Below are 12,867 nucleotides of genomic sequence, written 5' to 3'. Positions count from 1 at the left end.
GCCCGCCCGCCCTCACAAAGGGGCCCTTGGCCTCCGCACGCTCCCATGAGCAGGGCCTTGGCCTCCACGCGCTCCCACGACCGGGACCTGTGTCTCCGCGCGCTTCCATGAGCAGGGCCTTGGCCCCCACGCGCTCCCACGAACAGAACCTTGCCCCGGCATTTCAGTCCTTGCCGTGAGCCGCCTCAAACAGGCCATTGCTCCTCGGGTGAGACATAACTCCCTCGATGCGGGATGCTGTACACCCACCCCTCCTCGCGCAGCAGCGCGATGGCGCGCCGCACGGTCTCGCGGGCAGCGCCGTACTCACGCACCAACTCGACCTCACTCGGGATCTGCTGCCGTGACACGAACTCGTGCCGCCTTATCCGCTCCCGGATTTCGCCGGCGATGTGCCGGTAGAACGGCGCCTGCCGCCCCAAGGGCCCTGGCTGCCCGGGAGCGTTGACAAACGTTCCCTCTCCCTGCCGCGTATGGACCAGCCCTTGGTTTCGCAGCACCCGGATCGCCCGGCGCGCAGTCGTACGCGCGACCTTGAACTCCCGCTGGATCTCCGCCTCGCTGATCACGGGATCTCCCGGCGAAAGCTCTGCGGCGATACGTGATCTGAGGACCTCACTGATCTGGAGATAAAGGTAGGTGTCGCCCTCGCGATTCAGCACGCCCCAAGGATATCCAACGGTGCGGTCAAAGGAAGGGAAATCAAGAACCCGGATTTATGGGCCATTTTTCGCGGTCGGTTACGTATGTGCCCCGATATGGCACCGTGAACACCCATCCCAGCTCCCTGAGATGAGCAACAGCCTGCCGCGCGGTTACCTTTGCAACGCCATATTGCCGCATCATCGCTTTCTCGCCGGGGATAGGCTTGTTCGGCGGGATCTCGCCGCGCTGGATGCGTTCGATGACCTCTGCGGCGATCTTCTGATAAATGGGCACCTTTCTGGGCGACCGAGGCGTCCCAAGCGACCCCACGTATGAGCCCTCACCCTGAATCGTGTACACCAGCCCCTGCGCCCGCAGGTCCCGCGCCACCCGTCGGGCAGTGGTCCGGGCGATCTCGTACGTCTTCTCGAAGGTCGCCTCGCTGGGCAGGGGATCGCCGGCCTTGAGCTCACCGCGTGCGATCTGATCGCGGACCAGATCGGCGACCTGCTTGTAGAGGGGCACAGGGCCCTCGCGATGTAGCACGCCGGGATTCTAGAGGAACCCCGCACCCGCCTGCACGCATAACGAGTGTCTAGACACGGCCTATAGACCAGCAGACACGCATACAGCTCCACTCGAGCCACATCGTGGCATCCACGCCGCACACGCCACGCCTGCCGCGCAAACCGCGCACACCCGATCCCGCTGCCCTGCACCACGTTGTGCCCCGCGCCAGCCACGTGGTGGCCTCAACGCTTCCCACGCCGCACATTTCGCCCACACCGCCCACGACGCAGGCGACAAGCCGTGCAGGCCGCGCGCCACGCTCGCTGCACTCCACGCCTTGCAGGCTCTGGCCGCATGTTGCCCACGCCGCGCCGGCTGTCCCCGCCGCGCACGCCACGCTCCACGCCTCCCAAGCTCTGGCCTCCACGAAGCCCGCGCCCCGGCCGTCCCGCAGCCCGGGCTCGGCCGAGGAGCACGAGTTGCGTCCTCTATGGAGGGGCCGTCATGAAAGTCGGAGTCCCCGATGCCGCATTCCCCTGCCAACCCTGGTCCCAGGCGTCAGAATCGATCCTGCGGCCATCGTTTGGCTTCTTCTTCGATCTCGACCAGGCCCTCGAAGAGAAGCGCGATGGCCGTCACCATGCGTCCGTGCACGCGACTTCCGTGAATGACGCGGGCGCCTGCAGTGCCGCTACCACAGGCGCCCGATCCGGTCACACCCTCGCAGGCAAGCCCCACCGGGTCTGTGCCGATGCGGCCACCGCGCACTCCCCTTCGAGCAACGATTCCAGGTGAAGGAGAATGGCGGCGGCCGCAGGCCTAAGTCTGCTGCCTGTAGAGGGTCCGGCGCAGCAGATCCAGCAGGATGACGAAAAAACATGCGCCGTCATTGGTCGACGCGGCCCAAACACCACCAAGTGTGCGTAACTGCAGACGCACAGGCTTCCTGGTATTGCAAACAAGGCATTTGCCCAGACGGCCAGGGTCATCAAGGGGTAAGTGAAGCTACCCGAAACCGCCGAACGTCATCGACATACCCGGAACAGGCGCATGCTGCGAAGAGAAACTCAGCCACGAGAAATGGTGACGGCCATCGCGGTCCTCCGAAGACGCAGTTCTGGAGGACACCGAGCGCGATGGCCGCAAGTAACATTGTGACGCCCGCACTCCGCTCAGTGAAGTGCTTCATGACCGGTGGCTCCGACTTTCGCCGAAGACACTCCCTAGCGAAGGAGGGAACGCGCTGTCGCCGGACGGGTGTCGCCTCCCGCCCGGCGACAAGGTGCGTCGAACGTCCTGTTCGCGCCATGCCACCGCTTATGCGAACCGGACACCGCTGGCGACGGCACGATCAGGGTAAGTACGATCAACGCACCCTGCGTTCGCGCAGAACTCCGAGCGACGCGCCTGCCCAAGCCTCGATACAAGGCATGGGCTGCACCCGGAACCTGCGCGAGACCATGGACGTGGCCCCTTGCTTCCACGAGGCATGGGGCCACGTCACGACGAGTAGTGGCCGGCTGACGTCCGTAACGGCCTACCCGCGGGCATTAGGTTCTCATGGCCGTCTCTTGGAAAACTGCTGTTCGGCGCTATAGGCGGGATGATGCCCTTTGTAGGTCGCCGCGTTCATGATCCGCCATGGAATGGATTTACAGGGGAATCCGCCTCCAGGACTCGTTCGCGATGATGAGGTGATCGAGCAGCCGCAACTCGACCGTCTGTGCGGCCTCGAGGAGCTTGGCCGTCGCCTCCAGGTCCTCCTGGCTGGGGTCGAGGGACCCGCCGGGGTGGTTGTGGGCAAGGCCGAACATCGCCCCGCCGGCGGTGAGCACTTCAGTGATCACCTCCCGGATGGGCATCACGGTGTGATCGCTTCCGCCCTCGGTCAGCACCGCACGCTTCAGGATCCGCCCGCGGGTGTCGCACACCACCATGACCAGCCGCTCGTGCTTCCGGTCGCGCAGCAGCGGAGCGCACGCATGGGCCAGATCCGACGTGCTGGTGATGCGTTCCCGCTCGGGCCAGGCCTCCGCACGGCGTACGAGATGGAAGGCCGCGGCAACCCGAGCGGCCTTGGCGGGACCGATGCCGCGCATGGTGAGTAACCGGTGCGGGTCGCAACGGCCGAGACCATCGAGGTCTCCACAGGTCTCGATCACCTGTGTGGCCAGGTCGAGGGCGCTGGCCCCACGAAATCCCGAGCCGAGCAGCACGGCCAGCAGTTCCCGGTCCGCCAGTGCGGCGGCACCGTTGGACATGAGCCGTTCGCGCGGCCGGTCACGTTCGGACAGGTCTTTGACTCGCATCGGCAACCTCCGCAACCGTTGTATCAACGCGCACCGACAATCTTCGACTTGCAGATTCGTGGTGCACTCGCTCGTTTCTTTGCGGTCGTATATGACTAATTTCCGGAAGTTGCCATAAAGGACGTTAGGTGCTCCCTTTGTGTTGAGTCGGGAGAGGGCAGCAGAAAGAGAGGGAGAGATGTCTGATGTAGCCGGTGAATCGTCATGTTCCGGCAATCTTCCGCGATGATGTCTGGCCAGTCGGCAAGCCGATGGGTCGGCGGAGCGCGAAACCATGGCGGGTCGCGTGAGCCAGTGCGGCCGGGGGCCGATCGAGGCATGCCCAGTCTGGCGGAGACGCGGATCAGCACGGCGGCCTGGTGACCTGACGAACACAGGTGGTCAGTTCAAACGAGGCGCCTCAAGTGCGGGCGATGCGTGCCGTGAGCTGTGGCGGATTGCGGCGGGCTGAGCGAGGGCCGGCGTCGCGGGCCAGTAGGTCTCTCCCGGCGGGTACGTGAGCTCCTGGCGCAGCCAGTTCAGCGAGCATACGCGCGCCAGGCGCGGTTTCGAGGAGTGCTGGGGTTCGTAGTTCGCACTTCCGACAATCACGCACACATAATCGATGGCACGTTGCCCGATCCCATAGGTCGCTGTCATCGTCTCGGCGACGCTGGCCGGGCGTAGCGGGATCTCTCCCGCAGAAGCGTCGCGGTAAGGCATCGTCGCGATCGTGCGGAACGGCGCCGCGAGGGGCGCGGTGTGCGCACCAGAGAAGGTGGCTCCGGTGGGGTGTGTTCGTCGTGCGCGATGGGGGCCTGATCAGGCGTGCCCACTCGTGCGTGAAGAGGAGGGCGGCCCCGTCACGTGCCCGTCCCCGGGCGCGACAGGGGCGGTCTCGTGAACGTGCACGTCGCTGGACGGCATCGGAAAATCCGGTGAGGATGTGTGCCGTTGAACGCGACCCGGATGGTCTCGGAGCCCTACGCGCCGCCGGGTGAGACGAGGTGGCCGCGCACACCCATCACCAAGCCCGAGCGGCCAGTTTCCACACCTCGAACGGTACGGGTTCGTCGGGCTGGGAAGCTCCGGGCAAGTTGTGCTCACCCGGAGCTTTCCGCCCTAGACGGGCATGCTGTACATGATCCGGAAGCGGTCGCCCGGGATCACGATGTCGCTGGTCTCCACCGGGCGATCGCCCGCCCAATGAGTACGTTCCACATGCAGAACGTGCACACCCGCCGCCAGATCCAACGCATCGCTCTCCACCGGCCGGGGGATGCGAGTGTGAACGCTCTCCACGATCTCCGTGATCTTTATGCCGTGCGCGTACATGCGCGCCACCAGGCTCCGCCGCTCCTCCTCCGTGTGAGGAGTGAACTCCCGCAGCTCATAGGACGTGGCGAGTTGGAGCGGCCTGCCGTCCCCGCGGAAGACGTAATGCGTCTTGGTCAGCGTGGCCGACTCGGGCAGCCGCAGCCGTCTGCCGATGTCGGGGCCTGCTTCGGTGGGCTCGCTGTGCCAGTCCCATGTCACTCGCCTGCCTTGGGATTGCAGGTCGGCGGCGAACGGGGCAGGGTGATCGAGAAAACGCCATCGGTGCAGCGGTGTTAGGTCGGGGCGTTCCCTGACGTAATGGCCCGAGCCCACGCGGCCGATGATGAGGCCTTCGCCCGCGAGCACGCGTAGCGCGTGGCGGGCGGCGGTCTCGCCGACCTGATACTTGCGGGTCAGCTGCGCGCGTGAGGGGATAGGCGCGCCGGGGGGAAGGGTGCCGTCGGTGATCTGACGCCGGATGTCTTCGACGACACGCAGGTAGACCGGATCTGAGGTGGCCACTAGTCCATCCCTGGGGGTTCGTGTGAGGCGTTGCCCCATGTTGCCGTATTCGGCAGGTAACCGACCGTCATCGATGACCGCTGGAGCCCCAACTTTGCGATGGCGGAAAATTATCGGAGAAACCTTGTAACGCCGATGTAAGGGGTGGCGATTCTCCGGTAGAGGTCGTCGATGTGTGTACCCCCGAGCACATATCGGCGACCTCTTCCACGTCCGCCCACCTGGACCGCCGCCTGCGACGGCTCTGAAGGCCCAGGTCGGAGGCCCGGTTCGCTGAGGAATCCGAAGCATCCTCAAGTGCGAACCACACCGCCACCAGCCGCTTCGCCCCGTCCCTCCGCCGCACTCTCCCGTCAGTCACCCCCGCTCTGGCCCTGCTGGCTTCCGCATCGTCGCCGCTTGCCGGTGGCGCCACGCGCTGCGGCCAGTCGCCTCGTTCTGGCCCTGTCGCGCTTTCCCTTCAGTCACCACCCGGTAGAGCCCTGCCGGCTTCCGCATCGTCGCCTCGTCCTGGTGGCGCCACGCGCTGCGGCCTTGCCCTGGCGCCGCCGGTTCTCCGTACCGTCGCCTCGCTCCTTGCGGCGCCATGCCTCCGCATCAGTCGCGTAGCCCCTGGCCTCGCCACTGTGAGCGGCCGCTGCGGTCGCGTGACAACGCTCGTGATCAATATCCGATCCTCGGATCGCAGCACGTTCCTGGGCGCGCTGTTCCCGGTCGGAAACCGCCTGTGATCAACACCAAGCTCCCGTCTCCTGATGTCTCTGCCCTCTGCGACGCCCCTGGCCAACACCGGCAGTGCGCGAGGCGCGCAAGTGGTCACCTGATATCGCAGCCGAGTGGCCGTACCTCGTCCAGCCATCCCTCCCTAAGTTGTGACCTCGACCCCGTTCCTCCCGCCCGCCAGACCAGATCCCTGCCATTCCGTACAAGTCCAGGCCTGTCTCGTGTCGGGCCGGGATGCACCACCAAGAGGACACCATGATCGACATCGGCAAGCTCCTCCCCACTGACCGGAACGCATGGGAGGGCTTGTTCCGCGCGTACATCGACTTCTACGAGCGCGTCGAGCCGGACGAGATGTACGACCGGGCGTGGCAGGAATTCCAGGCGGATACCCGCTTGCACGCTCTGGGGGCGAGGCTGGACGGCCGGCTGGTCGGCATCACCCACTTCCTGACCCACGGGAGCACTTCCGCGCCCGATACCGATGTCTGCTACCTGCAAGATCTGTTCGCCGCTCCGGACGTCCGGGGCAAGGGTGTCGGGCGCGCGTTGATCGCGGCCGTCGCCGACTGGGCCGGGGAGCGCGGCTGCTCGCGCGTGTACTGGAACACCCACGAGTCGAACAGCACGGCACGGCAGCTCTACGACAAGGTCGCGGAGAACCGTGGCTTCATCCGTTACCAGATCGAACTGCGCTAACCGGGATCGCCAGGTGGCGCTCGATGGGCTCCGGAGGCGGCCGAGCCGGTCTCGGCCGCATCCGAGTCGAACCCGTGGGGTTTATGTGACCTCGGCGACAAGGAATTCGGGCGTCTGGGCCATGCGAGGCGTCCCTGAAGCCGAAACCGATCGCCCCATCGGGCCGACGACACCCGCATCGGCTTGATCCATCCAGCTCACGCGAGTCGGTTCGTGTGGTCCGGCCGGGCATCCGGAGACTGGTGGAGGCGGGCAAAAAGCGGCTCCAGGCAGGCGAAGCGGGGTGGCGACGTCCAACGGATTTCCGAATCCAGGTAGCGTTCGCACTATGGCATCGCCAACTGGAACCACCGACGCACCCTTCGGCCGTATGCTGACCGCGATGGTCACGCCGTTCACATCCGACGGCGAGGTCGATTATGTGGCTGTGCGGCGTCTTGCCACCTATCTGGTGGACGAGCAGCGCAATGACGGACTGATCGTCAACGGGACGACCGGCGAGTCGCCCACCACCTCGGACGAGGAGAAGCAGCGCATCGTCAGCGCCGTCCTCGATGCGGTCGGCGACCGCGCGACCGTGGTGGCCGGGGCCGGCACCAACGACACCCGCCACAGCGTCGAGCTCGCGAAGCAGGCGGCACGTGCCGGTGCCCATGGCCTGCTGGTGGTGACGCCTTACTACAACAAGCCTCCGCAGGAAGGGCTGTACCAGCACTTCACCGCGGTGGCCGATGCAACCGACCTTCCGGTGATGCTGTACGACATTCCCGGACGTAGCGGCGTACCGATCAAGACCGAGACCCTGCTCCGGCTGGCGCAGCACGAGCGCATCGTGGCCGTGAAGGATGCCAAGGGCGATCTGTTCGCAGCCAGCCAGGTGATGGCCGCGACCGATCTCGCCTTCTACTCCGGCGACGACCTGCTCAACCTGGCCTGGCTCTCTCTCGGCGCGGCCGGGTTCGTCAGCGTCGTCGGACATGTCGTAGGTGCCGAGCTGGCACGCATGATCCACCTGCACAAGAACGGCGACGTCGCCCAGGCCCTGGCCGTACACAGCCAGGTGGCCCCCGTGGTGGACGGGATCATGCTGCGTGCGGGCGGCGCGATCATGGCGAAGGCCGCGTTGAGCATGGTGGGGGTGCCGGTCGGTCCAGTACGGCTGCCACTGGTGGACGCCACAGAGAAGCAAATCGCCGAGCTGCGTGCTTGCCTGGTAGCCGGCGGGGTGAAGTTGACAGACGCATAGGAACGGGGAGGAACCGGGAGTTTTGAGAACAAGATCTGACCGTGGGGGCCAGGCATGAGCCATCCGCATCCTGAGCTTGGCCCCCCGCCGGTGCTGCCTGAAGGCGGCCTGCGCATCGTCGCGCTGGGCGGGTTGGGGGAAATCGGCAGGAACATGGCCGTCTTCGAATATGACGGTCGCCTGCTGGTCGTCGACTGCGGGGTACTGTTCCCCGAGCCCGACCAGCCGGGTGTCGACCTCATCCTGCCCGACTTCGAATACATCAGGGACCGGCTCGACGACATCGAAGCCGTGGTACTGACGCACGCCCACGAAGACCATATCGGGGCGGTGCCGTACCTTCTGCGCGAGCGGCGCAATATTCCGCTCATCGGCTCCAAGCTCACGCTTGCCTTGATCGAGGCCAAGCTGACCGAGCACAGGATCCAACCGACCAAGCACGAGGTCGTCGAGGGAGAAAGGCACGTATTCGGGCCTTTCGACTGCGAGTTCCTCGCGGTCAACCACTCCATCCCCGACGCCTTGGCTGTCGCCATCCGGACGCCGGCGGGCATAGTCCTGCACACCGGTGACTTCCGGATGGACCAGTTGCCGAGCGACGGCCGCCTCACCGACCTCGGCGGCTTCGCCAGGCTCGGTACCGAGGGCGTCGACCTGCTGATGTCCGACTCCACCAACGCCGAGGTGCCGGGATTCGTCACCAGCGAGCGGGAGATCGGGCCGGTCATCGACGAGGTGATCCGCACCTCCGAACAGCGTGTCATCGTGGCGAGCTTTGCCTCGCACGTCCACCGCATCCAGCAGGTCTTGGACGCCGCAGCCAAGCACGGCCGCAAGGTGGCCCTGGTCGGCCGCTCCATGGTGCGGAACATGGGGGTGGCCCGGGACCTGGGTTACCTGAAGGTGCCGCCGGAGTTGATGGTCGACTCGCGTGACATCGAGGAGTGGCCGCCTCAGGACGTGGTGCTGGTCTGCACCGGCTCCCAGGGCGAGCCGATGGCGGCGCTGTCGAGGATGGCCAACCGCGATCATCCGATCCGCATCGCCGAGGGCGACACCGTCCTGCTGGCATCGTCGCTGGTGCCGGGCAACGAGACCGCGGTCAACAAGGTCATCAACGGCCTGACCAGGTGGGGCGCCCGAGTCGTGCACAAGGGCAACGCCAAGGTGCACGTCTCTGGACACGCGGCCGCGGGCGAGCTCCTGTACGTCCTCAACCTGACGCGCCCCTCGAACTTCATGCCCGTGCACGGAGAATGGCGCCACCTTCGCGCCCACGCCAAGCTGGCCGCCCTCACCGGCGTGCCAGAAGACCACATCGTGATCGCCGAGGACGGCGTCGTGGTGGACCTGGTCGACGGCCGTGCGCGGATTGTCGGTGCGGTCCACGCCGGGTACGTCTACGTCGACGGCTCGTCGGTGGGTGAGATCACCGACACCTCCCTGAAGGACCGCAGAATTCTCGGGGACGAGGGATTCATCTCCGTCGTCATCGTGGTCGACTCGAACACGGGCAAGCTCACGGCCGGCCCGGAGATCCACGCCCGCGGATCCGGCATCGATCCTCTCCAGTTCGAGGAGTTCATCCCGCAGATCGAGCGGGCCTTGCAGGAGAAGGCCGCGGACGGTGTGGTGGACATGCAGGAGATCCGCAGGGTCGTACGTCGGACGGTGGGGCGCTGGGTGAGCGACACCTATCGCCGCCGACCGATGATCATCCCTGTGGTGCTCGAGGTCTGAGCCTTCGGGTGGTACGGCAGGTGGCTTGGCCTGCTGTACCACCCGGAGTGTTTTGTGGTGCTCGTGGCCCGCGACGGTACACACAAGGGTGCTCGCGCGTGTGCGGGCGAGGCTGTTCTTACGATCGCCGATTACGGTGATCTTGTACCTGCACGTGACAGTGATCATGCCTGTGCGTGCGATGGTGATCGCGCGGATGGCCGTCACGGATGTTGTCACCTCCCCGTGCCGCTGTGCATCTGCCGTCTCCCGCCAGCGGGACTGACGATTCGGCTGGGCATTCTCATGATCGGCAAATGTCTCCGCTCCGCTCCCCATGGGGTGCGACGACGCCGCCCTGGCCGGTTGCGTGTTGTCCCGTTCCGCTGCCCACCGCCGGGGGACGAACTGCTGGCCTTGCTGGAGTCGAACGGCGGTGCCTCGGTGGACTACAGCGTGGCGCTGATGGAGTGGGGGCGGTGCGATCTCCAGATGCTGCATGTCAGACGTTCCTTCGGCGTAGCAGCCACATGGCGGTGCATACGGGAACGGCCGCGTACGCGATCATGACTGCGCCGGCAGCTGCGGGCGACAGGAGCGAGCCGTACACCGAGGTGGTGATGGTGTCGCCGGTCATCTCGCGAGGTAGGGCGCCGATCATCAGCGAGCCGAGGCGTTCGCTCCATGGCTCGGGGAGATTGCCGATGATCATGGGAAGCACGTAGGCGAGGCCGACGATGACGGCCGTGGTGCCCGCCACCGATCTCAGAATCGCGCCGACACCCACGCCGAGCAGCGCGAACACCGGCACAGTGAGGCTGAGCGCGATCAGAAGCGGCACCCGGTCACCGAAGGCGGCGGTGTAGGCGCCGGAGAAGCGGTCGCCGAGCACAGCGCGGGCCGCGAAGTAGGTGCCGAAGACCGATATGGCGCCGACGAGCAGACCCAGGCCACCGATGATCACGGCCTTGGCGGCGAGGACGGGCCAGCGACGCGGAACGAGGGCCAGGCTCGTTCTGATCAAGCCCGTTGTGTACTCGGACGTTATGGTCAAGGCGCCCAGGATGCCCATGCAGAGCTGAGGGATGATCGTGAAGACCTCCTCCAAGTCCGCGATCCTGGCGCGTGCTTGTTGTTCGGGAGGAGCGGCATCGTACATGCCGGCCGCCGCCGCGGCGAGGGCAAGGCCCAGGAAGACGGTGCTGATACTGAGCCCGAGGACCAGGTAGGTCGAACGGACCGAGCGGATCTTCAGCCACTCGGAGGTGAGGACGGTCATGCCTGAGTCCTTCCGGGCAAGAAATACGGCCAGGTACATGTGTGGGGCAAGAGGCTTCGTCGCACGTACGGCGCCGGTGGGGCAGAGAGAGGTTCGAACGCTCGGTCAGTGGGGGTGGATGGATGCGTACGGCGGGGGAGAGGAGAAGTTCTGCGGATGCGTCCGGCCCGGATGAGGAGAGGTTGTGCGGGATGCGCACGGCCGGGTGGGGAGGGGTTGTGCGGATGCGCCCGGCCTGGGTGAGGCGCCGTGCCTGAGTGGGGCGGTGTCACGTCCGAATCCGGCGCGCCACGTCAGGTTGCATCGTCGTGCCCGTAGGGATCGGACGGCTGGAAGCGCGTACGGTCATGCGTCTCTTCGCCTGAGCTCGTAGTACCCGACCGCGAGGGCGACGAGTGGATAGGCGAGCAGCACGGCCAGTGCTGCCCAGGGCGGTAGGAAGCCGTCGCCCAGACGGGACGAGAGCCGTTCGCCTGCCATCTGCGGGACGAGATTCGGCAAGAGGAGGGTGGCGACGCGGGTGTTCCACGGGGCCGGCAGATAGGTGACCACACCAGGGAGCACGAACAACAAGGCGACCACCGACATGATGGCGCCGGCTGTGGACCGGATGGCCGTGCCCAGCCCGGCACCCACCAGCGCCAGGGCGGTCACCGACAGGCCCGAGGCGAGCAGCATCGGCAGGTCGTCGGTGAACGAAACCTGATTGAAGCCCAGGTGGCGGCCGTTCGCGATCAGGCGGCTCGTGGCGTACGTGAGCAGGAGGATCGCGTTGGCGGCCACGAACGTGGCCATGCCGATGATCCCTGCCTTGGCCAGGAGTAAGGTACTCCGCTTCGGAACGGCGACCAGGGTGGTACGGACCATGCCCGTGGCGTACTCCGAAGTGATCGTCAGCACGCCGAGCACTGCCAGGCTCATCTGGACGAGCGGCAGGAAGCCCTGTTCGGGGGCGGCTGCGCGTAGCGTCCCGCGCTCGTCGGCGAGAGCGGCCACATAGAGGGTCCACGCGATGCCGAGGACCACCGTCAGGGCCGCTGCGCCGATTGCGTGGTACGTCGAATTCACCGAGCGGAGCTTCAGCCATTCGGAAGACAGGACCGTCTTCATCGGGCCGCTCCGTATTGCACGCTGTCGGCGGTCAAGGCCATGTACGCGTCTTCAAGGGTTGGATGGCGGGCGGTCAGCTCGGCGACGGTGGCCTCAGCTATGAGGCGGCCACGGCCGACGATGACGATGCGCTCCGCGGTGAGGGCCATCTCGCTCATGAGATGGCTGGAGAGCAGGATCGTCCGGCCCTCGGCGGCCAGCGAGCGCATGAGGTCGCGGATCCAGCGCACACCATCGGGGTCGAGGCCGTTGACCGGCTCGTCGAACATCAAGATGCCGGGATCCCCGAGCAGCGCGGCCGCAATGCCGAGCCGCTGTTTCATGCCCAGAGAGAACCCGCCCACTCGTTTGCGTGCCACGCCCGCCAGGCCGACCTGCTCGAGCACCTCGGCGACGCGGGTGGGGCCGATGCCGTTGGTGCGGGCCAGGCAGAGCAGATGATTGTAGGCACTGCGGCCGCCGTGGACGGCGCTCGCGTCCAGGAGCGCGCCGACCTCGCGCATCGGCTCACGCAGTGAGGTGTATCGCCGGCCGTTGACCAGTGCCTGGCCGGACGTCGGCGCGTCGAGGCCGAGGATCAGGCGCATCGTGGTGGATTTGCCGGCTCCGTTGGGGCCGAGGAACCCGGTCACATGGCCAGGCTCGACCCTGAAGGAGAGGCCGTCCACGGCGATAGTAGTGCCGTAGCGCTTGGTGAGGTGGTGGAGTTCGATCACGCCGTAAAGGATGCGGGGTGGTCGGGCGGCGGCGCGTCGGACCACGGTTCGAACTTCAAGGTCAGACCCTGGGTTGACGTGCTCAGCCCGCCG

The 12,867-nt window shown here is 66.3% G+C and carries 10 protein-coding genes and 1 pseudogene; 3 read left to right on the top strand and 8 right to left on the bottom strand.

Annotation, left to right across the window (positions count from 1 at the left end):
* Positions 1-185 precede the first annotated feature (185 nt).
* From ACBJ32_RS25450 to ACBJ32_RS25430, 5 genes are all read right to left on the bottom strand, one after another.
* Entirely contained in the window at positions 186-662 is a 477-nt protein-coding gene (locus tag ACBJ32_RS25450) for a GntR family transcriptional regulator (RefSeq protein ID WP_357870242.1), read from the bottom strand.
* Positions 663-702: 40 nt separating this feature from the next.
* A complete protein-coding gene (locus tag ACBJ32_RS25445; protein ID WP_375128814.1) occupies positions 703-1,191 on the bottom strand; it encodes a GntR family transcriptional regulator in 489 nt (162 codons plus the stop codon).
* Between the two features lie 1,616 nt (positions 1,192-2,807).
* A complete protein-coding gene (radC, locus tag ACBJ32_RS25440) occupies positions 2,808-3,464 on the bottom strand; it encodes a DNA repair protein RadC (protein ID WP_375128813.1) in 657 nt (218 codons plus the stop codon).
* Between the two features lie 381 nt (positions 3,465-3,845).
* Entirely contained in the window at positions 3,846-4,166 is a 321-nt protein-coding gene (locus ACBJ32_RS25435) for a hypothetical protein (protein WP_375128812.1), read from the bottom strand.
* Positions 4,167-4,565: 399 nt separating this feature from the next.
* Positions 4,566-5,282, bottom strand: coding sequence for a GntR family transcriptional regulator (locus ACBJ32_RS25430; RefSeq protein ID WP_168018127.1), 717 nt, complete (start codon positions 5,280-5,282; stop codon positions 4,566-4,568).
* A 978-nt stretch (positions 5,283-6,260) separates the two neighbouring features.
* Between ACBJ32_RS25430 and ACBJ32_RS25425 the strand changes: the two genes are divergently transcribed.
* From ACBJ32_RS25425 to ACBJ32_RS25415, 3 genes are all read left to right on the top strand, one after another.
* On the top strand, positions 6,261-6,704 hold the full coding sequence (locus ACBJ32_RS25425) for a GNAT family N-acetyltransferase (protein WP_375128811.1): 444 nt from the start codon (positions 6,261-6,263) through the stop codon (positions 6,702-6,704).
* A gap of 328 nt (positions 6,705-7,032) precedes the next feature.
* Positions 7,033-7,950 (top strand): 4-hydroxy-tetrahydrodipicolinate synthase, encoded by a 918-nt coding sequence (dapA, locus tag ACBJ32_RS25420; protein WP_375128810.1) that lies wholly within the window; start codon positions 7,033-7,035, stop codon positions 7,948-7,950.
* Between the two features lie 54 nt (positions 7,951-8,004).
* A complete protein-coding gene (locus ACBJ32_RS25415) occupies positions 8,005-9,690 on the top strand; it encodes a ribonuclease J (protein ID WP_375128809.1) in 1,686 nt (561 codons plus the stop codon).
* 481 nt (positions 9,691-10,171) lie between these two features.
* Here the strand turns inward: ACBJ32_RS25415 and ACBJ32_RS25410 are convergent, their stop codons facing one another.
* The 3 genes and pseudogenes from ACBJ32_RS25410 to ACBJ32_RS25400 all read right to left on the bottom strand — a co-directional run.
* Positions 10,172-10,948 (bottom strand): ABC transporter permease, encoded by a 777-nt coding sequence (locus tag ACBJ32_RS25410; RefSeq protein ID WP_375128808.1) that lies wholly within the window; start codon positions 10,946-10,948, stop codon positions 10,172-10,174.
* Positions 10,949-11,293: 345 nt separating this feature from the next.
* Positions 11,294-12,058 (bottom strand): ABC transporter permease subunit, encoded by a 765-nt coding sequence (locus ACBJ32_RS25405; RefSeq protein WP_375128807.1) that lies wholly within the window; start codon positions 12,056-12,058, stop codon positions 11,294-11,296.
* Positions 12,059-12,123: 65 nt separating this feature from the next.
* Positions 12,124-12,774, bottom strand: a pseudogene (locus ACBJ32_RS25400) (ABC transporter ATP-binding protein); the annotation flags it as partial.
* Positions 12,775-12,867 lie beyond the last annotated feature (93 nt).

The organism is Nonomuraea sp. GTA35, from assembly GCF_041950525.1.
Lineage (GTDB): Bacteria > Actinomycetota > Actinomycetes > Streptosporangiales > Streptosporangiaceae > Nonomuraea.
The sequence above is the reverse complement of the archived record's forward strand: the minus strand, read 5'-3'. Positions and strand labels throughout refer to the sequence as shown.

Excerpts from the sequence above, each read along its gene's own strand:
- ACBJ32_RS25405 (WP_375128807.1), bottom strand. The coding sequence starts at position 12,058 with ATGAAGACGGTCCTGTCTTCCGAATGGCTGAAGCTCCGCTCGGTGAAT.
- ACBJ32_RS25415 (WP_375128809.1), top strand. The coding sequence starts at position 8,005 with ATGAGCCATCCGCATCCTGAGCTTGGCCCCCCGCCGGTGCTGCCTGAA.
- ACBJ32_RS25425 (WP_375128811.1), top strand. The coding sequence starts at position 6,261 with ATGATCGACATCGGCAAGCTCCTCCCCACTGACCGGAACGCATGGGAG.
- dapA (WP_375128810.1), top strand. The coding sequence starts at position 7,033 with ATGGCATCGCCAACTGGAACCACCGACGCACCCTTCGGCCGTATGCTG.
- ACBJ32_RS25435 (WP_375128812.1), bottom strand. The coding sequence starts at position 4,166 with ATGCCTTACCGCGACGCTTCTGCGGGAGAGATCCCGCTACGCCCGGCC.
- radC (WP_375128813.1), bottom strand. The coding sequence starts at position 3,464 with ATGCGAGTCAAAGACCTGTCCGAACGTGACCGGCCGCGCGAACGGCTC.
- ACBJ32_RS25410 (WP_375128808.1), bottom strand. The coding sequence starts at position 10,948 with ATGACCGTCCTCACCTCCGAGTGGCTGAAGATCCGCTCGGTCCGTTCG.